Raw genomic sequence first — 24,288 nt, 5'->3', positions numbered from 1 at the left:
AATCCCGATATGAGCGAGCAGCGCACCCGCCCCGTGTTCTATGCCGTCTGGCTGATCATCGCTGGCGTCGTCGGATGGTGGGCAGCTTTCCAGCTGACGCTCGACAAGCTCGTCCAACTCGAGAATCCGAATGCGGATCTCAGCTGCAACGTCAGCGTGATGATCCAGTGCGGCAAGAACCTCGGCTCATGGCAAGGAGAGGTTTTCGGGTTCTCCAACCCGATCATCGGCCTCGCCGGATGGATGGCCCCCATCTTCATGGGCGTCGCACTGCTTGCCGGCGCACGATTCCCCCGCTGGTTCTGGGCGACGTTCGGTGCGGGCATCACGTTCGCGTTCGGGCTGGTGTGCTGGCTGATCTGGCAGAGCCTGTACGCGCCGAACCTCGGTGTGCTCTGCCCGTGGTGCATGCTCACCTGGGCGGTGACGATTCCGACGTTCTTCGCAACGATGGTGCACCTGTTCCGAAACGGAACCTTCAGCAGATCCGAGAAGGTGCAGGAGAACGCAGGGCGTCTGATGGCATGGGTTCCGCTCGCCACGATCCTCGCGTACGCCATCGTCATTCTGCTGGCCCAGCTGCGCGGCCTCGACCTGCTCGGTGAAGTCTTCGGGATGCTGTTCTGATCCGGTCTTGAAACCACGAAGCCCGTCGGAGTCTCTCAGAGAGAACCGACGGGCGTCGTGGTCGGTCCCTGAGCCCGTCGAAGGGTCAGGAGAACCAGATACCCAGCTCGCGCTGTGCGGATTCGACGCTGTCCGAGCCATGAACGAGGTTCTGCTGCACAGCAAGGCCCCAGTCGCGGCCGAAGTCGCCGCGAATGGTGCCAGGAGCTGCCGTCGTGGGGTCGGTCGTGCCCGCGAGCGAGCGGAAGCCCTCGATCACGCGGTTGCCTGAGAGGCGGAGCGCGACAGACGGTCCGGACATCATGAACTCGAGCAGCGGCTCGTAGAAGGGCTTGCCCTCGTGCTCGGCGTAGTGAGCGGCGAGCAGCTCTCGTTCGGGCTGGACGAAACGGATGTCGACGAGCACGTAGCCCTTGGCCTCGATGCGGGCGAGGATGCTGCCGGTAAGACCGCGGGCGACGCCGTCGGGCTTGACGAGGACGAGTGTTTCTTCAGTGGCCATGTCAGTCGCTCTCTGTGTGAGGTGGGGTTTGTTCTTGGTTCGGATTCGCGTCGATCGGACGTCTGGCTTCCAACCGGGGCCCCGTGATCGTCGCATATGCCCACATGCCGCCGAAAATCAGTACGACAAGCAAGATGGCGGGAACGAAGATCGCCGACAGTGCGACGACCACCTGAAGCGCCCAGCCAGCCGGGATCGCCCACGGCTTCGTGATCATTCCTGCGACGACGATCATGGCAAGTGCGACGATGACGCCGCCGATGATCGCCCACCACTGCGGGATGCTCTCCGGAAGATTCTTCAGGCCGAAGATCGTGAACCCGGCGAGGATCACGACGATCGCTTCGAATCCGAGGACGACCGGGGCGAGCTTCTGCGCGAGCGTGCGAGGTGCCCTGGCGCGGCGCGGTGTGCCGCTCATGCGCGCCACCCCGATTTCCAGTCCTCTTCTTCGGCGAGGGCGATCGCCTCACCGGCCAGCACGATGGAGCCGGCGATCACGACGGCACGACGGTCAGACGATGCCGCCCACTCGCGGGCCGCATCTGCCGCATCTGCGAGTGAGTGGTGCACGGTCGCGCGGTACCCGGCGCCCTCGACGATATCTGCGAGGGAATCGGCATCACTCGCGCGATTCGACTCGGGCACCGTGGCGAAGACGTGAGCTGCCGCGGGTGCGAGAGTTGCGACGATGCCTGCGGCATCCTTATCACCGAGAACGCCGAGTACGAGGCCCCACTCGTCGAAGTCGAAGCTGTCATCGAGCGACTGCGCAAGCGCCTGAGCACCGTGCGGGTTGTGCGCGGCATCCACGACGACGGTCGGCGCGATCCCCAGCAGCTGCAGGCGACCAGGCGACGTCGCACCCTGCAGACCCTCGGTGATGATGTCGTCGGCAATGCGCTGCGACCCTGCGCCGATGAGCGACTCGACCGCGGCGACAGCCAGAACAGCGTTGTGTCCCTGGTGCGCACCGTAGAGCGGCAGGTACTCTTCGACGTAGTTCCCGGCGATGCCACGGATCGTCAGGAGCTGACCGCCGACGGCGAGCTTCTGCTCTGCGAGACCGAACTCTTCACCCTCGAACGCGATCGTGGCGCTGTTCTCAGCGGCCACGCGCCGCAGTATCGCTGCGGCCTCTGCGGGCTGCTGTGCGGATACGACCGCAGCACCCTTTTTGATGATGCCGGCCTTCACCGTCGCGATCTTCTCGATGGTGTCGCCGAGACGGTCTGCGTGGTCGATCGCGATGGGTGCGAACACCGCGACGTCGCCATCGGCGGTGTTGGTGGAGTCCCACTCGCCGCCCATGCCGACTTCGAGCACAAGGACGTCTACCGGAGCATCCGATGCCGCGACGAACGCGAGGACGGTGAGCAGTTCGAAGAAGGTCAGCGGTGCCTCGCCCGCCTTCTCGAGCTCGGCATCCACGATTCCGACGAACGGCTCGATCTCGTCCCAGGCGTCGGCGACCGCGGCATCCGCGATCGGCTCGCCGTCGATCATGATCCGTTCGGTGAAGCGCTCCAGATGCGGGCTCGTGAACAGACCGGTGCGCAATCCGTGCGCGCGCAGCAGACTCTCGATCATCCGCGCGGTTGACGTCTTGCCGTTCGTTCCGGTGATGTGCACGACGCGGTAGGTCTTCTGCGGGTCGTCCAGCAGTTCGAGCACGCGGGCGGTGCGCTCCTTGCGAGGCTGCACCCACCGCTCCCCTGCCCGTTCGAGCAGCGCGTTGTAGACGGCATCCGCGCGGTCGCGCTCAGACATTTTCCACTCCATCGAGGTTCGAGTCGATCGTCACGACGATCGGGGCCTTGTGGGATCCGAGCGCTGTCGAGCCGCTGCGGAATACGCCATCACCCGGGCTGGTGACCGCCTTCACGAGCTCATCCATCTCATCGGTCGCCTGAACGGCGAAGCCGATCGCGAGAGTCTCCCCCGCGATCAATTCAGCGTGCGCTTGCAGTGCCTCGGCGTTCTCGGGTGAGACGTTGAGCGCGAGCACGATCCGGTCACTGACCTTGAGGCCGGCATTCTTACGGGCTTCCTGCACCACGCGGATCGCGTCACGCGCCATGCCCTCTGCTTCCAGCTCAGGCGTGGTCTGCGTATCGAGAAGCACGAACCCGCCACCGGGGACGAGCGCGAGCGCTTCTCCCTCGGGTCGGCCTGCGGTCTCGAGAACGAGATCGTACTCCTGAGGTTCGAGCGCGATTCCGTCGACGACGACGACACCGTCCTTCTCTTCCCAGATGCCCGCACGCGCACCCGCGATGACGTGCTGCACCTGCTTGCCGAGACGGGGCCCCGCAGCACGCGCGTTGACGCTCAGCCGGTGGCTGATGCCGTACTCGGCAGCAGTGGTGTCGGTCAGCGGAACGACTTCGACGGACTTGACGTTCAGCTCCTCACGAAGGATGTCCTCGAACTGGCTGAGGGATTGCGCCACAGGAGAGACGACGGTGAAGCGTGCGAGCGGCAGACGCACGCGCAGCTTCTCCTTCTTGCGCAGCGCGTTTCCGACGCTGGAGAGCTCGCGAACAGCATCCATCGCCTCGCGGATGTCGTCGGCAGCGGGGAACGCGTCAGCGTCGGGCCAGTCCGTCAGGTGCACACTGCGCCCACCTGTGAGGCCCTGCCAGATCTTCTCGCTGACCAGCGGCACGAGAGGCGCTGCTACGCGGGTCAGCGTCTCGAGCACCGTGTACAGCGTGTCGAACGCGTCGGTTCCGCCTTCGGCGCCCACCCAGAAGCGGTCGCGCGAGCGGCGGATGTACCAGTTCGTCAGTACTTCGGCGAACTCGCGCAGACGCGCGGATGCCGTGGTCGAGTCGAGCCCTTCGAGGTCGGTTGCCACATCGCGCACCAGCTCGCCGAGGCGGGACAGGATGTAGCGGTCGAGCACATCCGTCGAGTCGGTGCGCCACGTCGCCTCATAGCCGCTCGAATCCCACGCCTGCGCTGAGCCTGTCGAAGCGTTGGCGTACGTGGCGAAGAAGTACCAGGAGCTCCACAGAGGAAGCAGGAACTCCCTCACGCCCGAGCGGATGCCTTCCTCAGTGACCGCGAGGTTTCCGCCGCGCAGCACAGAGCTCGACATCAGGAACCAGCGCATGGCGTCGGAGCCGTCACGATCGAGGACCTCGGAGACGTCCGGGTAGTTGCGCAGCGACTTCGACATCTTGTAGCCGTCACTGCCGAGGACGATGCCATGGCAGCTGACGCCAGTGAACGCCGGACGGTCGAACAGCGCAGTCGAGAGCACGTGCATGACGTAGAACCAGCCGCGGGTCTGACCGATGTACTCGACGATGAAGTCCGCCGGTGAGTGCGAGTCAAACCACTCCTGGTTCTCGAACGGGTAGTGCACCTGTGCGTAGGGCATGGAGCCCGAATCGAACCAGACATCGAAGACGTCCTCGATGCGGCGCATGGTGCTCTTGCCGCTGGGGTCGTCGGGGTTCGGCCGCGTCAGGTCGTCGATGTACGGCCGGTGCAGATCGATCTCGCCCTCGGGGTTGCGCGGCAGTGTGCCAAAGTCGCGCTCGAGCTCTTCGAGAGATCCGTACGCATCGACGCGCGGATACTCGGGGTCGTCGCTCTTCCAGATCGGGATCGGCGAGCCCCAGTAGCGGTTGCGGCTGATCGACCAGTCGCGGGCGCCTTCGAGCCACTTGCCGAACTGGCCCTCCTTGACGTTCTCGGGCACCCAGGTGATCTGCTCGTTGTTCGCGAGCATCTTGTCCTTGATGTCGGTGACACGGATGAACCAGCTCGAGACAGCCTTGTAGATCAGGGGGTTGCGGCAGCGCCAGCAGTGCGGGTACGAGTGCACGTAGCTCTGCTCGCGCAGCAGGCGCGCGTTCTCTTTGAGCAGGCGGATCAGCGGACGGTTGGCATCCATCCACAGCTCGCCCGCGACATCCGTGACGCTCGAGAGGAACTTGCCGCCGTCGTCGAGCGAGAGGATCGTCGGGATGCCGGCCGCGTTCGTCACGCGCTGGTCGTCCTCACCGTAAGCCGGGGCCTGATGGACGATGCCGGTGCCATCCGTGGTGGTGACGTAGTCATCGACGAGGATGCGCCAGGCGTTCTCGGTGCCCCAGGTCTCGGCATCCGCGTAGTAGTCGAAGAGACGGTCGTAGGTGACGTCTTCGAGGTCGGCTCCGCGATGGGACGCCTCGACTGCGGCGAGCGCGTCCTCGGTCGACTCGTAGCCGAGGTCCTTCGCGTAACCGGCGAGGAGTTCGCGGGCGATCAGGTAGCGGTGCGCGGCGCTTTCGGCCACGTCATCACCCACGTGGATGTCGGCGGCGCCATTCGGACCTGCCGGCACGACGACGTAGTCGATATCGGGCCCGACGACGAGGGCGAGGTTGGTGGGCAAGGTCCAGGGAGTCGTGGTCCAGGCGAGAGCGCGCACAGCGGTCAGCCCGAGGGATTCGGCCTTCGCACCGGTGAGCGGGAACGTGACGGTGACCGACGGGTCCTGGCGATTCTGGTAGACGTCGTCATCCATGCGCAACTCGTGTGCGGACAGCGGCGTCTCATCGCGCCAGCAGTACGGCAGCACGCGGTAGCCCTCGTATGCGAGCTCCTTGTCGTACAGGGTCTTGAACGCCCAGAGCACGCTCTCCATGTAGCCCAGGTCGAGCGTCTTGTATCCGCGGTCGAAGTCGACCCAGCGCGCCTGGCGGGTGACGTAGGCCTTCCATTCCTCGGTGTACGCGAGGACGGAGTCGCGAGCCTTGCCGTTGAAGACATCGATTCCCATGTCTTCGATCTCGCTCTTCTCGGTGATCCCGAGCTGCTTCATCGCTTCGAGCTCTGCGGGGAGGCCATGCGTGTCCCAGCCGAACACGCGATCGACCTTCTTACCGCGCATGGTCTGGAAGCGCGGGAAGAGGTCCTTCGCGTATCCGGTGAGGAGGTGCCCGTAGTGCGGTAGGCCGTTGGCGAAGGGAGGTCCGTCGTAGAAGACCCACTCATCGGCGCCGTCGCGCTGATCGATCGACGCGCGGAACGTGTCGTCGCTCTTCCAGAACGCAAGAACATCCTGCTCGATCTCGGGGAACCGAGGGCTGGCAGCAACGGCTGCGGGGCCGAAGGCGGAATCGGTCCCTGAGCTTGTCGAAGGGCGGGGGTAGGTCATGTGCGCTCGCAGTGTCGTGGGTGGATGCTGCGCAAGGACGACCCTCTGTCTTTCACAAGGACCGCGGTACCACCTCGCTAGATGCCGACCCTTCGACAGGCTCAGGGATCGACAACCACTCTCACTGCGGCGATGACGGGCCTGCCCCGCTCGGTTCTACTGGGCCTCGCGGCCGTTCTTCCGAGTGCTCCCCGGTGATGGCCGGATCAAAGCATGTACGCCCATTGTACGCGGCATCCGAAGCAGCTGCACTTCTCCGAAGAAACTGCCCGCGTGGCTACGCGAGTAGCCCGAACACGGCGACATCGTGCCGGGCGGCGCCCACCGGAAGTGCACTGCGCAGCGTGCCATCGCTGGCGTCCGTAGTGCGAGCGTGACGCCGTCTCCCAGATCGCATTCGAACCTCATGGTCGGTGATACCCGTGCAGGTCGTCCTGGACACCGTTGATCCAGATCTCATCTACTCCGTCGGGGTCGGGGATGCGGATGGTCCGCGCGAAGGCCTCATCGACGACGGATGCCTCGAACCCGGCATCCTGCAGACGCACAGCCAGCGCGTCGAGATCACCGCGCGCTTCGAAGGACAGTCCGATCCGAGGCTCCCCCGCATGCAGCCCGACCGACCCGCCTCCCGCAACCATCTCGACCCACCCGCCGCGATCGGCCGCAATGCCACCGCGAAGGCCGAGTGCCTCAAGGATCGCCCAGGGCTCATCGAGATCGCCTTGGAACCAGATCGGCTGAACGCCGACCTGACCTGCGCCCTGCTGGGCGGCTCCTTCGGACACCGAGATCGAGACACCGGATGCCGCGCGCACCACAAGCATCTCCCCCACGCCGTCCATCGTCGTCCGCGTGACGGCGAAGGACGAAAGAGCGGATGCCGCGGCATCCAGATCTGCGACGACGAGGTGAACGTCGACCATGCCCGCCCGGTGCTCAGCGGTCGCGCTGTGCACTGCCAAGACTCCGTCCGCGTGGAACTCCGCCCACTCGGGCGCAGGCGGGAACGGCGCGACGAAGCCGAGAGCTTCGGCGAGACCCCACCATCGCTCAGGGTGATCCGTATACACGATCTGCTGAACAACACTCATGACTTCTCCTCCAGGTACCCGCGCAAGGCCGCTTCGACGAGCGCAGACAGGCTCGTGCCCTCATCGATCGCGCGGTGCTTCACATCACGCACGAGCTCAGGCGAGAGATACACGTTGAACTGCACCTTCTTCGACGCACTCTTCGACTCATTTGCTTGCATGCTAGCAACATAGCATGGATCGCCGAGTATTCTTGAGGCATGGCTCGCAACACTGACTCTCTCGCCGCTCCGCGCGTCTCACCACCCGATCTGCCCGAGAATCTCGCTCTTGCGGAACCGCAACGCAACGCCGATCTGATCGCTGCCCGTCTCGACCTGACTGGCACCGCAGATCTCGCCCACTCGTCACTCGAGCAGTGCGTGATCGCCGCAGATGTCGATCTGCTCGACCTCACCGGCGCCACGATCCTCGACGTTGCGATGCGCGATGTGCGCGCGGCATCCATGCCCATGCGCAATGCGAGCATCCGCCGACTGCGCATCACCGGCGGACGCATCGGCACCCTCGATCTCAGCGGCGCCCGTATCGACGAGCTCGAGCTGCGCGATCTGCGTATCGACTACCTGAACCTCGGCGGGGCGAAGGCCCGCGACATCGTGATCGCCGACTCCGCCATCCGCACGCTCGACCTGCCGCAGGCAGAGCTCACCCGCGTCAGCTTCGAGACCTCTCGCAGCGAAGAGGTCGATCCGCGCGGGCTGCGCGCGAAGGACGTCGACCTGCGCGGACTCGACGCGATGTCATTCACCGATGCGAACAGTCTGCGCGGTGTAACGCTTACGACGTTCCAGGTGCAGCAGCTCGCTCCGGTCATCGCGGCAGGGTTGGGGATTCGGATCAGCGACTGACGCTGCGCATCTCACACGCCGGAGGCAGCCAGCAGTTCCTGAGTGAACGGATGCTGTGGCGCAGCGAACACGGCAGCCACAGGACCCTGCTCGACAACCACACCGTTCTGCATCACGAGCACGTCGTCGGAGACAGCCGCGACGACGTCGAGATCGTGTGAGACGAAGATCATTGTCAGGCCGCGGTCACGCTGCAGCCGTCCGAGCAGCTGCAGCACCTTCTCTCGCACAGACGGATCCAGCGCCGAGACGGGCTCGTCGAGCACCAGAACGTCAGGATCCGCGGCGAGCGCCCGTGCGATCGCCGCACGCTGCCGCTGCCCACCCGAAAGCTGTGCCGGGCGGCGGGCGGCGAGCTCAGGAGCGAGATCGACTTCTGCCATGAGAGCTGCGACCCGAGCTGCACGTGAGACACGCGGGACTCCCCCTGCGGCGAGCGCCTCATGCAGCGAGCGGCCCACGGTCCAGCGCGGATCGAACGCGCCGAGTGGGTTCTGGTGCACGAGTTGCACACGGTGCTCTCCCACCCAGCGCAGGTCCCCCGCATCAGGTGTCTCGACTCCGACGATCATTCGAGCAAGCGTCGTCTTTCCAGAACCTGATTCCCCCACGATCCCCAGCGTCTGTCCCTGCAGCAGAGTGAACGATGCGTCTCTGACCGCGGGCACGCCCGAGAACGACCTCGAGACGTCGATTCCGGTGAGAACTGCGTCCCGGCCCCTGAGCCTGTCCAAGGGCCCGAACCGGTCCGCTCGCGGCTCATGGATCGTCGCAGCGATGAGCTCGCGCGTATAGGCCTCAGCGGGAGCATCCAGCACGTCTGCAACAGCACCCTGCTCGATCACGCGTCCTGCACGCATGACAAGCACACGGTCGGCGACCCTGCGCACTGCTGCGAAGTCGTGACTGATGAAGACGATGGCGGTTCCGGCATCCGCGATATCGCGAAGCAGCGCCAGGACGCGAGCCTGCACCGTGGCATCCAGAGCCGTGGTGGGCTCATCCGCGATGAGCACGACCGGTTCTCCTGCCAGCGCTGACGCAATCAGCGCACGCTGCCTGAGTCCACCCGACAACTCGTGCGGATATTGGGCTGCCCGCTCAGCGGGAGACGGCATCGCGACGGATTCCAGCAGCTCCAGAGCACGCGCGCGGTGCCCTGCGCGCGACAGCCGCATATGGATCGCGAGGGGCTCGGCAACCTCCGCCCCGATCCGTCGCAACGGGTCGAGCGAGACGAGAGCATCCTGCGAAACGAGTCCGATACGGTCGCCACGCACCCCGCGCCACTGCGTCTCTGAGAATCCACGCGCATCCACCCCGTCGATCTCCAGGCGCGAAGCGGTGACTCTGCCGGGCGCAAGCCCGAGAAGTGCGGATGCTGTCAAGGACTTGCCCGCCCCCGATTCGCCGACGATCGCGAGGCACTCTCCCGGCGCGACCTCGAAAGAAACTCCATCGACGAGCACACGGTTCCCGATGGCGATCGACAGGTTCTGCACGCTCAATACGCTCATCACACTCGTCCTTCCGCGCGCGCACGCAGTGTGCGGCCGACGATCGTCGCCGAGATCACTGTGAGCGTGATGGCGAGCCCGGGGAAGACCGCGATCCACCACGCAGTGCCGAGAGAATTGCGACCGCCGGAGAGCATGAGGCCCCACTCCGCGGCAGGCTCGCTCTCGCCCAGCCCCAAGAAGCTCAAGCCCGCGATGGCGAGGATGCTCGACCCGATCCCGATCGTCGCCAGAATGCTCAGCGAACCCAGCACGCCGGGCATGACATGCCGGACGAACGCCCGCATCCGCGGCACCCCGAGGATCCGTGCCGCCTCGACATGCTCAGCGAGCGCAAGCGTGCGCGTCTGCACCCGAGCGAGCCGCACGTACACCGGGATCGCGGCAATGGTCACAGCGATCGCGACTTTCTCCGGCCCAGGCCCGAGGATCGCGACGACGACGAGCGCGACGAGGAACTCCGGGAATGCCATGAGCACGTCGTTCATGCGCATCGCCACGGTATCGACGGCACGAGGGGCGATGCCAGAGAGGGCACCGATGATGAGTCCGATGACAAGGGCGAGTGCCGTCGCGAGCAGACCGATGCCGACCGAGCGGCCAGCACCGTGCACGACGCGGGAGAAGACATCGCGACCGCTCTGATCGGTCCCGAACCAGTGCGCGGCACTGGGAGCCTCGAGCGCAGCCCGCACGTTCGTCTGCAGTGGGTCTGCGGGGGCGATGATCCCAGGGAAGAGTGCCATTGCCGCCACGACGACCAGCACGAACACTGCGGTAGCCAGCAGCACGCGACGAGAGAGGGTCATGTGCGCACCACCCGTCGCTGTCGCGGATCGAGCAGCGGATGCAGCAGTTCGACGATGACGTTGACGATGACGAACACCAGTGCGCTGAAGAGAATGATCCCGGTGATGACCGGCAGGTCGCGGTCGGTGATCGCCGCCAGAGTGACGCGCCCGATGCCGGGCCGTGCGAACACCGTCTCGACCAGCACGGCGCCGCCCAGGAGAGACCCCACCAGGTATGCCGTGAGCGTCAGAGCACCGGCCGCCCCGTGGCGGAGGGTGTGGTGAGCCGTCAGCCGGACCTGCCCCGCGCCGCGCGCACGAACAGTCGTTGCGAACGGCTGACGTTCGGCGGCTTCGATGCCGTCTCGCAGCACCTGACCGAGGAGCGCTGCGACAGGAAGCGCCAGCGTGACCGCAGGCAGCACGATCGTCGCGGGATTGCGGGTGCCCGATACCGGGAACCAGCCGAGGCCGAAGGCGAACGTGCTCAGCAGCAGCAGACCGATCCAGAACACCGGCGACGACAGCACGATCAGCTCCAGGCCGGCAACGACTCCGCGCCCGACGCGTCCGCGCACGAACAGTGCGACGGCAAGCGCGATCACGAGCGCGATCACGAGCGCCAGAGCAGTCAGCTGCAGCGTCGCACCGAGCTGCCGCCCGATGACCTCCGTCACCGGCATCCGCAGTTGGTAGGACTCGCCCAGGTTCCCCTGCACGATCTGCCCGAGGTACGACAGGTACCGCTCGAGAGGTGGGCGGTCGAGTCCGAGATCGGCACGGATGCCGTCTTTGACGGCGTCGCTCACCTGAGCCTGCGGCCCGAGCATGACCGAGACCGGGTCTCCGGGAATCACCCGGAACGCGAGGAACGCCAGTGTCGCCGCGCCCCAGAGGACGACGATGACGGATGCTGCGAGCCCCGCGATCCGGACGAGAAGCGGTTTCACGAGTGGATCAGCCGACCGTGACCTCATAGAACAGCGGACGACCGTACAGGTCGTACTCGAGACCCGAGATCGTGTCGTTGTACGCGGTGATCAGCGACGGGCTGTACAGCGGCACGATCGCCGTGTACTCGGCATTCCACTGCTGCAGCTTCTGGTAAATGTCTGCGCGCTCATCGACATCGCTCGTCGAGATCCCCTGTTCGAGAAGTGCGTCGATCTCGGGGTCGGTGACCTGCGAGGCGTTCTGGAAGCCTTCGGTGTGCAGGTGACTGCGCAGCAGGTCGCCGTCGACACCGGAGAAGCCCCAGTCGGTGAGGTCGAAGGTCTTGGGACCGTACTGCTCGTTGTACGCGCCCGGTTCGAGGACCTCACGCTTGACCTCGAACCCGATCTCGGCGAGGTCGGACTGAATGGCGTTGCCGAGGGCGGCCTTGTCATCCGGGACCGGCGTCCAGGCGATCCAACGCACCGAGAGACGCGTGCCGTCCTTCATGCGGATGCCGTCGCTGTCGCGCTCGGTCCATCCTGCGTCGTCGAGCAGTGCGTTCGCCGCATCCTGGTCGAAGGGCCAGGAGTCCTCGAGCGAGGCGTCGTATCCAGGGGTGGTCGAACCGAGGATGCTCCACGCCCGCGGGAACTGACCGAAGAAGATCTCCTCGACGGCGGCGTCGATGTCGATACCGCGAGCAAAGGCCTGACGGACCTTCTCGTCGGCGAAGACGCCGTACTTCTCGTTCAGGTACAGCGAGTAGGGCAGACCCGGGTACTCGACGGAGTCGACCGTGAGAGTGTCAGGGAGTTCGACGGCGAGGTTCGGAGGAATATTGCTGGCAAGGTCCGCCTCGCCGCTTTCCACAACACCGGCACGCACCGATGCTTCGGGAAGCAGCTCGACCCGCAGGGTCTCGAACTGCGCGGCCTCTGCCCCGCCTGGACCCCAGGTGTAGTCGGGATTGCGGGTGTAGACGAGCTCCTGGTCAGGGGTGTACTCGGTCAGCTCGAACGGGCCGGTGCCGACGTTGATTCCGGGGCCACCCGCTTTGAGCTGATCCGCGGAGGTCTCGAGCACCGCGGGCGAATAGAAGCCGAGGTTCGCCGTGCTCGCTGCCTGCAGGAAGGGAGAGTACGGCTGAGTGAACGTCACCTCGACCATGTACTCGTCGACAACGGTCGTCGCCTCGTAGAAATCGGCGCCGAGCATGCTCGCGGCCTGGGCAGAGGCGGTCTCAGGATCGACGATGCGATCGAAGTTTGCCTTCACTGCTTCGGCGTTGAAGGCCTCGCCGTCGTGGAAGGTGACATCGTCGCGCAGCTCGAACGTGTAGGTGGTGCTGTCGTCTGACACTGTCCAGCTCTTCGCGAGCCACGGCGAAAACGAACCATCGGCCTCTTGGAACACCAAGGAGTCGAGAACAGCGCGCTGCACCATGCCCGAGACATCGAGCTGGCTGGTCTGCGGGTCCATGTGGCCGGCAGCGAGGTTCGCTCCCTCGATGGCCCAGACGACTTCGCCGCCGCTGTCCGCACTGTCATCGGCTGCGCCGGCACAGCCGCTCAATAACAGAGCGGATGCCGCGAAGAAGGCGGTCACGGGAAGAAAACGGCGCACGAGAGAGGTGGGCATGCGAATCCTCAGAAAGATGGAAGGGGGTGCATTCAGTTTAGCGATGATTATTGGACAGGGTCGATTTAGACCAGGATGCGTTCTGCACACTGCGAGCTAGACTGTTGAGCGCATCCCACACACTCAGGCACGTACACACCGTGCCGCATACATCGCTCAAGGAGACCTCGATGTCAGCAATCCCCGACAAGCCCGCACTCGAAGGTCTAGAAGCGAAGTGGGATGGCGTCTGGTCCGAGCAGGGCACTTACCTGTTCGACCGCCTGCGTTCTGCAGAACTCGGCCGCGAGAGCGTCTACTCGATCGACACTCCTCCGCCCACAGCATCCGGATCTCTGCACATCGGTCACGTGTTCTCGTACACGCACACCGACGTCAAAGCCCGCTACGAGCGCATGCGTGGCAAGAACGTGTTCTACCCGATCGGCTGGGACGACAACGGCCTGCCGACCGAGCGCCGCGTGCAGAACTACTACGGCGTGCGCGTTGACGTAACGCTCCCCTACGACCCCGACTTCACCCCGCCGTTCGAGGGCAACGCGAAGAGCCTCAAGGCCGCCGACCAGCAGCCCGTGAGCCGCCGCAACTTCATCGAGCTGTGCGAGAAGCTCACCGTAGAGGACGAGAAGCAGTTCGAAGACGTCTTCCGCCAGCTCGGACTCAGCGTCGACTGGACGCAGACCTACCGCACGATCTCCGATGAGACGATCCGCCAGAGCCAGCTCGGTTTCATCCGAAACCACGAGCGCGGCGAGGCGTACCAGGCCCTTGCGCCGACGCTGTGGGACGTCGACTTCCGCTCCGCGATCGCACAGGCTGAGCTCGAAGACCGCGAGCAGCCGGCCGCATACCACCGTCTTGCGTTCCACAAGACCGACGGCTCGGGCGACATCCACATCGAGACCACGCGCCCAGAACTGCTCGCAGCGTGTGTTGCTCTCGTGGCGCACCCCGATGACGAGCGCTACCAGCCGTACTTCGGCAAGACCGTGCGCACACCGCTGTTCGATGTCGAGGTTCCGGTGCGTGCGCACCACCTCGCGCAGCAGGACAAGGGCTCCGGCATCGCCATGGTCTGCACCTTCGGCGACGTGACCGACATGGTGTGGTGGCGCGAGCTCGACCTGCCGATCCGTACGATCCTCGGCCTCGACGGTCGCGTGATCGCAGAGGCTCCCGAAGCCATCACCTCAGAGGCAGGCCTTGCCGCCTACGCCGAGATCGCCGGGAAGACGGTCTTCAGTGCCAAGAAGCGCATGGCGGAGCTGCTCGAAGAGTCCGGCGAACTGCTCGAGGTGTCCAAGCCCTTCAACCATGCGGTGAAGTTCTTCGAGAAGGGCGACCGCCCGCTCGAGATCGTCTCGACGCGCCAGTGGTACATCCGCAACGGCGCCCGCGACGAGGACCTGCGCGATCAGCTCATCGCACACGGCAACGAACTCCAGTGGCACCCTGACTTCATGCGCGTGCGCTACGAGAACTGGGTGGGTGGCCTCACCGGCGACTGGCTGATCTCGCGTCAGCGCTTCTTCGGTGTTCCGCTGCCCGTCTGGTACGGACTCGATGAGAACGGCGATCGCGAGTACGACCGCGTGCTGATGCCGGCGCCAGAGCTGCTTCCCATCGATCCGACGATCGACGTGCCGGCCGGCTACACGGAGGACCAGCGCGGCAAGGCAGGGGGCTTCGAGGCAGAGACCGACATCCTCGACACCTGGGCGACCTCGTCGCTCACCCCGCAGCTGGCTGGCGGCTGGCAGCGTGACGAAGAGCTGTGGAACCTCGTCGCCCCGTTCGACGTGCGCCCCCAGGCCCAGGACATCATCCGCACCTGGCTGTTCTCCACCATGCTTCGCTCGACCCTCGAGGACCAGCGTTCGCCGTGGAAGCACGCGTCGATCTCGGGCTTCATCGTCGATCCCGACCGCAAGAAGATGTCGAAGTCCAAGGGCAATGTGGTCACGCCCGCTGACATCCTCGACAAGCACGGTTCGGATGCTGTGCGCTACTGGGCAGCCTCCAGCCGCCTGGGCGTCGACGCCGCGTTCGACCCGCAGAACCCCACGCAGATGAAGATCGGTCGCCGCCTGGCGATCAAGATCCTCAACGCTGCGAAGTTCGTGCTGTCATTCCCGGTCTCCGAGGGCGCGCAGGTCACACACGCTCTGGATGCTTCGATGCTCACTGCCCTCGACCAGGTGGTCGCTGACGCCACGGCGGCATTCGAGGCATTCGACCACGCTCGCGCGCTGGAAGTCACCGAGTCGTTCTTCTGGACGTTCTGCGACGACTACCTCGAGCTCGTCAAGGAACGCGCCTACGACCAGACCGACGTCGGACAGCCCTCTGCCGCGCTCGCGCTGCGCATCGCGCTGTCGACCCTGCTGCGTCTGCTGGCTCCGGTCGTCTCGTTCGCGGCCGAAGAGGCCTGGAGCTGGTTCGAAGAGGGTTCGATCCACACCGCCGCATGGCCGGAGCCGGGATCGCTGAGCCTGTCGAAGGGTCCCGGCGGAGACGCCACGGTGCTCGATGTTGCCAGCGCTGCGCTGATCGGCATCCGTCGCGCGAAGACCGAGGCGAAGGTGTCGCAGAAGACGCCGGTGTCACGCGCTGTGATCGCCGCCCCCGCTGACTCGATCAAGGCGCTTCGCGCGGCTGCGGGCGACCTCAGCGCCGTGGGACGCATCGCCGAGCTCGAGATCGTGGCGGGCGACGAGCTCACCGTCACCGAGATCGTGCTCGCTCCCGCGGAGGAGAACTGATGCAGCTGGGTACGCGCTGGCCGGCAGGGTCGGAGGCTCCGGCCTCTGTTCCTGCCGCACTGCGGCCAGCGATCGCCGAGGTCGAAGCACGCGCCCTTCGACAGGCTCAGGGCCCGCGGTCCTGGTGGACGCTCACCTGGCTCGAGGGTCGACCGATCGCCGAGTTGGATGCCGGCTGGGAAGTCTTCCAGGACGCATCGGGCGAGGTCATCGCCCGCCCCTTCCAGGACTGACTCAGCGCCGCGGCATCCCCATCTGCGCCAGCAGGTGGTCTGCCGCCCGTGGGTCGGGCTTTTGCGTCTGCTCCGCCTGGATCGCCGCGAGCATCGCTTCGCGTCGGTCTTCCCGACGCTCGGCGCGAGCTGTCGCCCATCGGGCGACGGTTTCGGCTACCCCGATCGACCACCGCTCGAGTGAGGTCGCACCGCGCGGAACAGGGTATGTACGAGCTACTGCTACTGCGCTCATGATGCGTTCTCCTTCTTGTTCTTGAGGTTCTTGAGGGGGAAGATGTCAGCGCGGACGCTGACCCGGCGAACACCTTCGCCCTTCTGATCGCGATAGGCATCGGCGGCCTCGTCGATGACAGCTTCGATCTTCTTGATGAGTTCGGCGGTCTGCGCCGCGGTCATGCTGATGCCGCTGGTCATCGACGCGCTCGCGTCGACCCATTCGGTCGGTTCCTGGTCGATCCGACCGCTGAAGAACTCCATGAGCTCGTCGTGGCGCCGACGCATTGCCTCTGCGACTGCCACCTGGAGCGCCGCTTCACCCGCAGGCGATCCCTGTACAGCACGCGAGTCGTAGATGATGCCGCCGGGCGGGCGCTCCCACCAGCGCTCGCGGCCGCCGCGATCGCCCTCGAGCTCGCGAATGAGATCGTGGCGGGCGAGCGAGCGCAGGTGATAGCTCGTGGCCCCCGAGGACTCCCCCAGGATCTCGGCGAGAGTGCTGGCTGTCTGCGGCCCCTCCTGCGCAAGAATGTCGAAGATCCGCACGCGCAGCGGGTGAGACAGTGCGCGGAGCGCTCCGGCATCCAGCACACGACGTCCGCCGGGGTTCTTCTCACTCTCGGTCATATTGCAAAGATATCCTTGCAAAGCTTTCTTTGCAAGTGTTTCTTTGCATGCGAACGATCCCTGAGCCTGTCGAACGATCCCTGAGCCTGTCGAACGATCCCTGAGCCTGTCGAACGATCCCTGAGCCTGTCGAAGGGTCGTCGTAGGCTCTTTTCATGACCGATGCCGCGAATCCGCTCCTCGTTCCTTCTGCTCTGCCCTATTCACTGCCCGACTATGCGTCGATCCGTCCAGAGCACTACCTGCCGGCATTTCTTGTCGCCTTCGATGAGCACCTCAACGAGATCGCAGCGATCACGCGCGTGCGATCCATGCCGACATTCGAGAACACGATGGTGCCGCTGGAGCAATCCGGCGCCATGCTCGATCGCATCACGCATGCCTTCTACACCGTCAGCGCAGCGGATGCGACCGCAGAGATTCAGCAGATCGATGAAGATCTCGCGCCCCGCATGGCGGCGCACGAAGACGCCATCCGCCTCGACGCCGAGCTGTACTGGCGTGTGAAGACCCTGCACGAGCAGATCGACCAGCTCGAACTCGATGCCGAGGGCCGCTACCTGGTGATCAGGCATTTCCGCGAGATGACCCACGCAGGCGCCGCGCTCGACGACACGGCCAAGTCGACACTCACCGCCGTGAACCAGAAGCTCTCCACGCTCACGACGACATTCGAGAAGAACCTCCTCGCCGACACCAACGATCTCGCCGTGTTCTTCGAGACCGCCGAAGAGCTCGACGGCCTCGCCGACGGTGAGCTCTCAGCTGCCGCGCGCGCGGCAGCTGACCGCGGCCACGAGAGCGGCTTTCTCATCACGCTGCCGCTGTTCACGGGGCATCCGTACCTGTCGTCGCTGACGAACCGCGAGAGCCGCCGGAAGATCATGCAGGCGTCGCGCTCGCGCGCGTTCCGCGGCAACGCCAACGACAACCGCGGCGTACTGACCGAGATCATCGCCCTGCGCGCGGAGCGCGCAGCCCAGCTCGGCTACGACTCGCACGCCGCCTATGTCACCGCGGATGAGACGGCGGGAACCCCGGAGGCCGTCTCAGACCTTCTCCACCAGCTCGCTCCCGCCGCGGCATCCAATGTGCGCGCGGAACAGGCCGCTCTGCAGACGATCATCGACGAGACCGAGACGGAGCCGTTCGCCCTTGAGGCGCATGACTGGGCGTTCTACACCGAGAAAGTGCGCGCCGCGAAATACGACATCGACATCGCCGCACTCCGGCCGTGGTTCGAAGGCGAGCGGGTCCTGCAGGACGGCGTCTTCTACGCGGCGACCCAGCTGTACGGCGTGACGTTCCGCGAGCGCGACGACCTCGTCTCCTATCATCCCGGTGCTCGCGTGTTCGAGGTGTTCAACCCTGACGGTTCCGCACTCGGCCTGTACGTGCTCGATCTGTATACGCGCGACACAAAACGCGGCGGTGCGTGGATGAACCCGATCGTCAGCCAGTCCGCGTTGCGCGGCACAGCTCCCGTGGTCGTGAACAATCTCAATGTGGCACAGCCCGGAGACGGCCAGCCGACGCTGCTGACGCTCGATGAAGTCACGACGCTGTTCCACGAGTTCGGTCACGCCCTGCACGGCTTGTTCGCAACGGTGAACTACCCGCACTTCGCGGGGACGAACGTATTTCGTGACTTCGTGGAGTTCCCCAGCCAGGTCAACGAGATGTGGATTCTCTGGGCAGAGGTGCTGGACAACTACGCGCGGCACTATGAGACCGATGAACCGTTGGATGCTGCGATCGTCGAGCGACTGCGCGCGACGGAGACATTCAATCAGGGCCATGACACGAGCGAGTACCTGGCGGCCGCCTGGCTCGATCAGGCGTGGCACCGGCTCAGAGCCTCTGACTCGGTGACCGACGTCGCCGAGTTCGAAGCCGCCGCCCTCGCCGAGATCGGACTGGACAACCCCGCGGTGCCGACCCGCTACTCCTCTACCTACTTCGCGCACGTCTTCTCGGGCGGCTACAGCGCCGGGTACTACTCGTACATCTGGAGCGAGGTGCTCGACGCCGACACCGTGGAGTGGTTCCGCGAGAACGGCGGCCTCACCCGCGGGAACGGCGACCGCTTCCGCGCACGGCTGCTCGGCGCGGGCGGATCGAAGGACCCCCTCGAGGCGTACCGCGACTTCCGCGGTCGCGACGCCGAGATCGCTCCGCTGCTCACACGCCGCGGGCTCGGAGGGTGACGGGCGCCGCTGAGCACGATCACATCGAGAGACGCACGAGAGCAGCGGGGTGCATCTGCTCCTCAGTCGTCGTCTCGTCAGGCGCTCTTGCGCTTACGCTCCATGACAACGGTCGGCGGGGCGCCCTCGTCGACGGCAGCGCGGGTCACGATGACCTTCTTGACGTCGTCCGCCGAGGGAATCTCGAACATGATGGGGCCAAGAACGTCTTCGAGGATGGCACGCAGACCACGCGCACCGGTCTTGCGCTCAACAGCGAGGTCGGCGATCGAGCGCAACGCGTCTTCTTCGAAGTCGAGTTCGACCCCGTCGAGCTCGAACATCCGCTGGTACTGCTTGACCAGGGCGTTGCGGGGCCCGGTCAGGATGTCGATGAGTGCGTCCTGGTCGAGCGGAGTCACCGAGGCCACCACAGGGAGACGCCCGATGAACTCGGGGATCAGGCCGAACTTGTGCAGGTCCTCCGGAAGCACCTCGCTGAACAGGTCCATATCCTTCGACCGGTCGTGCAGTGGTGCACCGAAACCGACGCCGTGCTTTCCGACGCGCGAAGAGACGATGTCTTCAAGCCCCGCGAAAGCACCGGCAACGATGAACAGGACGTTCGTCGTGTCGATCTGCAGGAACTCCTGGTGCGGGTGCTTGCGACCGCCCTGCGGCGGTACCGACGCAACGGTTCCCTCAATGATCTTCAGCAGCGCCTGCTGCACGCCTTCACCGGAGACATCACGAGTGATCGACGGATTCTCGGACTTGCGAGCGATCTTGTCGATCTCATCGATGTAGATGATGCCCTGCTCAGCGCGCTTGACGTCGTAGTCAGCGGCCTGGATGAGCTTGAGAAGAATGTTCTCAACGTCTTCGCCGACGTAGCCGGCTTCAGTCAGCGCCGTAGCATCCGCCACCGCGAACGGCACGTTCAGACGCTTCGCGAGCGTCTGCGCCAGGTAGGTCTTTCCGCAGCCGGTCGGACCGATCATCAGAATGTTGCTCTTGGCGATCTCGACCTCGTCAGCCTTCTGCTCAGCGAGCTGAAGGGTGCCGTGCGCGCGCACGCGCTTGTAGTGGTTGTACACGGCCACGGAGAGCGAGCGCTTGGCCTGCTCCTGGCCGACGACGTATTCTTCGAGGAACGAGTAGATCTCGCGCGGCTTGGGAAGTTCGAAGTCCGCAACGCCTTCTGCCGAGGACTCTGCCATGCGCTCTTCAATGATCTCGTTGCAGAGCTCGACGCATTCGTCGCAGATGTACACGCCGGGGCCAGCGATCAGCTGCTGCACCTGTTTCTGGCTCTTTCCGCAGAACGAGCATTTGAACAAGTCAGCGCTTTCACCGATTCTGGCCATGCGCATCCTCCTTGGTGGGAACCTGAGATCCTGCTCAAAAGCCTAACCGCTCCCTCCGACACTGAGCCGCATTGGCGCGGTCAGAGGGCAGACTCAGACTCGAACGTCAGTAGTCGCCGCTCGCTTCATCGTCTTCGACGATCGATCGCGTGCTCGAGACGCCCAGCCGTGTTGCACCAGCAGCGATCATCGCCTCAGCGACCTCGCGCGTGCGGATGCCACCGGATGCCTTGACCTCGAGGCGGTCTCCGACAGTGCTCTTCATCAGTTCCACGGCGTGAACGCTCGCTCCTCCGGCGGGGTGGAAGCCGGTCGATGTCTTGACGAAGTCTGCACCGGCGGCCTCTGCCGCCCGGCTGACAGCCACGATCGCCTCGTCGCTCAGCGCAGCGGACTCGATGATGACCTTGAGCACGGTCGGTGCGGGAGCAGCGCCGCGAACGGCGCGGATGTCGTCCTCGACGCGCTGATAGTCGCCCTCGATAGCGGCGCCGACGTCGATGACCATGTCGAGTTCGTCAGCACCCTGCGTCACAGCGAGTGCCGCCTCAGCAGCCTTGATCTCGGAGTGGTGCTTGCCACTCGGGAATCCGATCACGACCGCCAGCTTCAATCCTTCAGGGACCTCAACGGGAAGGACGGACGGCGACAGGCAGACGCTGTACGCGCCGAGCTTCGCAGCCTCAGCGATGGTCGCCGCTACGTCTGCGCGGGTAGCTTCTGGCTTGAGCAGCGTGTGGTCGGCGTAGCGCGCGAGATTCTGCGTCATGAGTTACTCCTTGGAATGCGGATGCGACAGCGGAACGGGCCGCCGGTCAGAAAACCGACGACCCGCAGCCGATCACGCGCGCTTGCGCGTGGTGAGCACCTGGTCAACGATGCCGTACTCGAGCGCCTGCTGCGCCGAGAGGATGTTGTCGCGATCGATGTCGCGGTTGACCTGCTCCACCGCGCGGCCCGTGTGCTTGGCCATGGTCTCTTCGAGCCAGGTGCGCATGCGCAGTATCTCAGCCGCCTGGATCTCGATGTCCGACGCCTGTCCCTGGCCCGCCTCGCCCATGGCGGGCTGGTGGATCAGGATGCGTGCGTTCGGCAGCGCGAGGCGCTTGCCCGGCGCACCAGCGGCCAGGAGCACGGATGCCGCAGACGCGGCCTGTCCGAGAACGACCGTCTGGATGTGCGGCGCGACGTACTGCATCGTGTCGTAGATCGCCGTCATCGCGGTGAAGGAGCCACCGGGTGAGTTGATGTACATCGTGATGTCGCGCTCAGCGTCTTGGCTCTCGAGAACCAGCAGCTGTGCCATCACGTCATCGGCCGACGCGTCATCAACCTGAACGCCGAGGAAGATCACACGATCTTCGAACAGCTTGTTGTACGGGTCCTGACGCTTGAAGCCGTATGCCGTGCGCTCTTCGAACTGAGGAAGCACGTACCGGCTGGAAGGCAGGTTGCCAGCGGATTGGAAAGTGGGGGTGTACATATTCGTCCTCTCGAATCCGTTACTCAGCCGAGTCCGTGCCGCCGCCGCCGATGACATCGGTGGCGGACTCGCGGATGTGATCGACGAATCCGTACTCCAGCGCCTCATCAGCGGTGAACCAGCGGTCGCGGTCGCCGTCTGCGTTGATCTGCTCGACCGACTTGCCGGTCTGCGCTGCGGTGATCTCGGCAAGGCGCTTCTTCATCGACAGGATGAGCTGCGCCTGGGTCTGGATGTCACTCGACGTACCGCCGAAACCACCGTGCGGCTGGTGCAGGAGCACGCGAGCGTTGGGCGTGATGTAGCGCTTGCCCTTGGTGCCCGCGGTCAGCAGCAGCTGGCCCATTGATGCCGCCATGCCGATGCCGACAGTCACGATGTCGTTCGGGACGAACTGCATGGTGTCGTAGATCGCCATTCCCGCGGTGATGGAACCGCCGGGAGAGTTGATGTAGAGGTAGATGTCCTTGTCAGAGTCCTCTGCGGCGAGAAGCAGAATCTTCGCGCAGATCTCATTGGCATTCGCGTCACGCACCTCTGACCCCAGCCAGATGATACGGTCCTTCAGCAGTCTGTCGAAGACGCTGGTCGCGACAAGCGGTTCAGCCATTTCACGCTCCTGTTTCCGTGTTCGGTGATTCGAATCTACCGGCGACGACGCAGCCCTCAGGCCTTGTTCGCCGTCGGCATATCAGGCGTCGCTCTCGCCGATCTCCTGGCGCAGGAGCTGACGCGCGAGGGCGGATGCCGAAGCATCCGCCCTCGCGTCAGAATCGCAGTGCGATCACTCAGCCTTGTCGGCCGCCTTCTTGGCCGGAGCCTTCTTCGCTGCGGGCTTCTTGGCGGGAGCCTTCTTCGCAGCAGGCTTCTCTTCGGCGGCTTCATCAGCCTCGTCAGCCTTCTTCGCCGGAGCCTTCTTCGCCGCGGCCTTCTTCGCAGCAGGCTTCTTGGCCGGCTTCTCGTCAGCCTTCTCGTCGTCTGCAGCCTCGTCGTCGACGGCAACCAGGCTCGACAGGTCAACAGTCTTGCCGTTGGTGTCGACGACCTTGACCTTGCCCAGTGCGATCGCGAGTGCCTTGTTACGGGCGACTTCGCCGACGAGCGCGGGAAGCTGGTTCGAGGACTGCAGCGCCTCGACGAACTCCTGCGGCGCCATGCCGTACTGCGCTGCCGACTGGATCAGGTACTGGCTCAGCTCTTCCTGCGAGACCTGTACGTCAGACTGCTCGGCGATCGTGTCGAGCAGCACCTGCGTGCGGAACTGCTTCTCGCTGGCCTCGGTGACCTCGGCGCGGTGCTCGTCGTCCTCAAGGCGGTTCTCGGACTCGAGGTGGTTGTGCACCTCGTCCTCGATGAGCTGCGGCGGAACCGGGATCTCGATCTTCTCGAGGAGGGCCTCGATGAGCTGGTCACGAGCTGCGGAGCCCTGAGCGAAGACGCCCTGCTCGTTCACGCGCTCAGCCATGCTGTCGCGGAGTTCAGCGATGGTGTCGAACTCGCTGGCGATCTGTGCGAAGTCGTCGTCTGCCTCGGGGAGCTCGCGCTCCTTGACCGCCTTGATGCTGACGGAGACCTCTGCCTCTTCGCCCGCGTGGTCGCCACCGACCAGCTTCGAGCGGAAGGTGGTGTCCTCGCCCGCGGTCAGCGACTCGACAGCGTCATCGATGCCCTCGAGCAGCTCGCCGGAGCCGACCTCGTAGGAGACGCCCTCGGCGCGGTCGATCTCTGCACCGTCGATCGACGCGACGAGGTCGAGCTCGACGAAGTCGCCCTTGGCTGCGGGACGGTCGACGGGGATGAGCGTGCCGAAGCGGGCGCGCAGGTTGTCGAGCTCAGCATCCAGTGCGGCATCGTCTGCCTCGACGGCGTCGACGGTCAGGGTGATGTCGGAGAGCGACGGGATCTCGATCTCGGGGCGAACGTCGACCTCGACCTCGACGAGCAGGTCGCCGGAGAAGTCCTTCTCGTTCGGCCACTGCGTGATGTCGGCCGCCGGGCGGCCCACGACGCGAAGGTTGTGCTCGTTGGCAGCCTCGCGGAAGAACTTGTCGAGCCCCTCGTTGACGGCGTGCTCGATGACGGCGCCGCGTCCGAGACGCTGGTCGATGATCGGAGCCGGGACCTTGCCCTTGCGGAAACCGGGGATCTGCACGTCCTGAGCGATGTGCTCGTACGCGTGCTTGATGGAGGGCTGCAGGTCTTCCGGGGTGACCGTGATCGTGAGCTTCGCCCGGGTCGGGGTCAGCTTCTCAACGGTGCTGTTCGCCATGCTTGTGTGTTCTCCTTTTGGTTTCCGCGCA

At 65.0% G+C, this 24,288-nt stretch carries 22 protein-coding genes; 5 read left to right on the top strand and 17 right to left on the bottom strand.

Annotated elements, in window-relative coordinates; genetic code table 11:
• The first annotated feature begins 9 nt into the window (after positions 1-9).
• Positions 10-627 carry a vitamin K epoxide reductase family protein gene (locus tag ACN0RC_RS10370; RefSeq protein ID WP_417511406.1) on the top strand — a complete coding sequence of 206 codons (618 nt, stop codon included), beginning with the start codon at positions 10-12 and terminating at the stop codon, positions 625-627.
• Positions 628-712: 85 nt separating this feature from the next.
• Here ACN0RC_RS10370 and ndk read toward each other — a convergent pair whose 3' ends face one another.
• From ndk to ACN0RC_RS10340, 6 genes are all read right to left on the bottom strand, one after another.
• Positions 713-1,129 carry a nucleoside-diphosphate kinase gene (gene ndk / locus ACN0RC_RS10365; RefSeq protein WP_417511404.1) on the bottom strand — a complete coding sequence of 139 codons (417 nt, stop codon included), beginning with the start codon at positions 1,127-1,129 and terminating at the stop codon, positions 713-715.
• 1 nt (position 1,130) lies between these two features.
• Positions 1,131-1,550 (bottom strand): DUF4233 domain-containing protein, encoded by a 420-nt coding sequence (locus ACN0RC_RS10360; RefSeq protein WP_417511402.1) that lies wholly within the window; start codon positions 1,548-1,550, stop codon positions 1,131-1,133.
• Positions 1,547-2,899 carry a bifunctional folylpolyglutamate synthase/dihydrofolate synthase gene (locus ACN0RC_RS10355; RefSeq protein ID WP_417511400.1) on the bottom strand — a complete coding sequence of 451 codons (1,353 nt, stop codon included), beginning with the start codon at positions 2,897-2,899 and terminating at the stop codon, positions 1,547-1,549. Before ACN0RC_RS10355 ends, ACN0RC_RS10360 begins: the two co-directional genes overlap by 4 nt.
• Complete coding sequence (ileS, locus tag ACN0RC_RS10350; protein WP_417511398.1) at positions 2,892-6,284, bottom strand: isoleucine--tRNA ligase; 3,393 nt, start codon at positions 6,282-6,284, stop codon at positions 2,892-2,894. Before ileS ends, ACN0RC_RS10355 begins: the two co-directional genes overlap by 8 nt.
• A 404-nt stretch (positions 6,285-6,688) precedes the next feature.
• Complete coding sequence (locus ACN0RC_RS10345; RefSeq protein WP_417511396.1) at positions 6,689-7,378, bottom strand: hypothetical protein; 690 nt, start codon at positions 7,376-7,378, stop codon at positions 6,689-6,691.
• The gene (locus ACN0RC_RS10340; RefSeq protein ID WP_417511394.1) at positions 7,375-7,539 is read right to left on the bottom strand and encodes a CopG family transcriptional regulator; all 165 of its coding nucleotides are present in this window, start codon (positions 7,537-7,539) and stop codon (positions 7,375-7,377) included. Before ACN0RC_RS10340 ends, ACN0RC_RS10345 begins: the two co-directional genes overlap by 4 nt.
• A gap of 39 nt (positions 7,540-7,578) precedes the next feature.
• Here ACN0RC_RS10340 and ACN0RC_RS10335 point away from each other — a divergent pair, with 39 nt between their 5' ends.
• Positions 7,579-8,229 carry a pentapeptide repeat-containing protein gene (locus ACN0RC_RS10335; RefSeq protein ID WP_417511392.1) on the top strand — a complete coding sequence of 217 codons (651 nt, stop codon included), beginning with the start codon at positions 7,579-7,581 and terminating at the stop codon, positions 8,227-8,229.
• 11 nt (positions 8,230-8,240) lie between these two features.
• On the opposite strand, the gene ACN0RC_RS10330 is transcribed toward ACN0RC_RS10335, so the two are convergent.
• Genes ACN0RC_RS10330 through ACN0RC_RS10315 form a run of 4 tightly spaced genes read right to left on the bottom strand, consistent with a single transcriptional unit; the run spans position 8,241 to position 13,111 of the window.
• Positions 8,241-9,746, bottom strand: a complete 1,506-nt coding sequence (locus tag ACN0RC_RS10330) for a dipeptide ABC transporter ATP-binding protein (RefSeq protein WP_417511390.1) — start codon at positions 9,744-9,746, stop codon at positions 8,241-8,243.
• The gene (locus ACN0RC_RS10325) at positions 9,746-10,555 is read right to left on the bottom strand and encodes an ABC transporter permease (RefSeq protein ID WP_417511388.1); all 810 of its coding nucleotides are present in this window, start codon (positions 10,553-10,555) and stop codon (positions 9,746-9,748) included. The genes ACN0RC_RS10330 and ACN0RC_RS10325 overlap by 1 nt, the downstream gene beginning before the upstream one ends.
• Complete coding sequence (locus ACN0RC_RS10320; protein ID WP_417511386.1) at positions 10,552-11,487, bottom strand: ABC transporter permease; 936 nt, start codon at positions 11,485-11,487, stop codon at positions 10,552-10,554. The genes ACN0RC_RS10325 and ACN0RC_RS10320 overlap by 4 nt, the downstream gene beginning before the upstream one ends.
• A 7-nt stretch (positions 11,488-11,494) precedes the next feature.
• Entirely contained in the window at positions 11,495-13,111 is a 1,617-nt protein-coding gene (locus ACN0RC_RS10315; protein WP_417511384.1) for an ABC transporter substrate-binding protein, read from the bottom strand.
• A 170-nt stretch (positions 13,112-13,281) separates the two neighbouring features.
• On the opposite strand from ACN0RC_RS10315, the gene valS reads away from it, so the two are divergent.
• Positions 13,282-15,873 (top strand): valine--tRNA ligase, encoded by a 2,592-nt coding sequence (gene valS / locus ACN0RC_RS10310; protein WP_417511382.1) that lies wholly within the window; start codon positions 13,282-13,284, stop codon positions 15,871-15,873.
• On the top strand, positions 15,873-16,106 hold the full coding sequence (locus tag ACN0RC_RS10305) for a hypothetical protein (protein ID WP_417511380.1): 234 nt from the start codon (positions 15,873-15,875) through the stop codon (positions 16,104-16,106). The genes valS and ACN0RC_RS10305 overlap by 1 nt, the downstream gene beginning before the upstream one ends.
• A gap of 1 nt (position 16,107) precedes the next feature.
• Here ACN0RC_RS10305 and ACN0RC_RS10300 read toward each other — a convergent pair whose 3' ends face one another.
• Entirely contained in the window at positions 16,108-16,341 is a 234-nt protein-coding gene (locus ACN0RC_RS10300; RefSeq protein WP_417511378.1) for a hypothetical protein, read from the bottom strand.
• A complete protein-coding gene (locus ACN0RC_RS10295) occupies positions 16,338-16,952 on the bottom strand; it encodes an ArsR/SmtB family transcription factor (RefSeq protein WP_417511376.1) in 615 nt (204 codons plus the stop codon). Before ACN0RC_RS10295 ends, ACN0RC_RS10300 begins: the two co-directional genes overlap by 4 nt.
• Positions 16,953-17,107: 155 nt before the next feature.
• Here ACN0RC_RS10295 and ACN0RC_RS10290 point away from each other — a divergent pair, with 155 nt between their 5' ends.
• On the top strand, positions 17,108-19,159 hold the full coding sequence (locus tag ACN0RC_RS10290) for a M3 family metallopeptidase (protein WP_417511374.1): 2,052 nt from the start codon (positions 17,108-17,110) through the stop codon (positions 19,157-19,159).
• 77 nt (positions 19,160-19,236) lie between these two features.
• Here ACN0RC_RS10290 and clpX read toward each other — a convergent pair whose 3' ends face one another.
• The 5 genes from clpX to tig all read right to left on the bottom strand — a co-directional run bounded on the left by clpX (position 19,237) and on the right by tig (position 24,257).
• Positions 19,237-20,505: an ATP-dependent Clp protease ATP-binding subunit ClpX gene (gene clpX / locus ACN0RC_RS10285; RefSeq protein ID WP_417511372.1), complete on the bottom strand. Its 1,269-nt coding sequence runs from the start codon at positions 20,503-20,505 to the stop codon at positions 19,237-19,239.
• A 106-nt stretch (positions 20,506-20,611) separates the two neighbouring features.
• Entirely contained in the window at positions 20,612-21,274 is a 663-nt protein-coding gene (gene deoC, locus ACN0RC_RS10280) for a deoxyribose-phosphate aldolase (protein WP_417511370.1), read from the bottom strand.
• 72 nt (positions 21,275-21,346) lie between these two features.
• A complete protein-coding gene (locus ACN0RC_RS10275; protein ID WP_417511368.1) occupies positions 21,347-21,988 on the bottom strand; it encodes an ATP-dependent Clp protease proteolytic subunit in 642 nt (213 codons plus the stop codon).
• Positions 21,989-22,007: 19 nt separating this feature from the next.
• Positions 22,008-22,658 carry an ATP-dependent Clp protease proteolytic subunit gene (locus ACN0RC_RS10270; RefSeq protein ID WP_417511686.1) on the bottom strand — a complete coding sequence of 217 codons (651 nt, stop codon included), beginning with the start codon at positions 22,656-22,658 and terminating at the stop codon, positions 22,008-22,010.
• Between the two features lie 114 nt (positions 22,659-22,772).
• Positions 22,773-24,257, bottom strand: a complete 1,485-nt coding sequence (tig, locus tag ACN0RC_RS10265; protein ID WP_417511366.1) for a trigger factor — start codon at positions 24,255-24,257, stop codon at positions 22,773-22,775.
• Positions 24,258-24,288 lie beyond the last annotated feature (31 nt).

The sequence above is a fragment of the Microbacterium sp. genome, assembly GCF_048259935.1.
In the GTDB taxonomy this organism is placed as follows: domain Bacteria; phylum Actinomycetota; class Actinomycetes; order Actinomycetales; family Microbacteriaceae; genus Microbacterium.
This window is presented reverse-complemented; position numbering and strand designations above follow the sequence as displayed.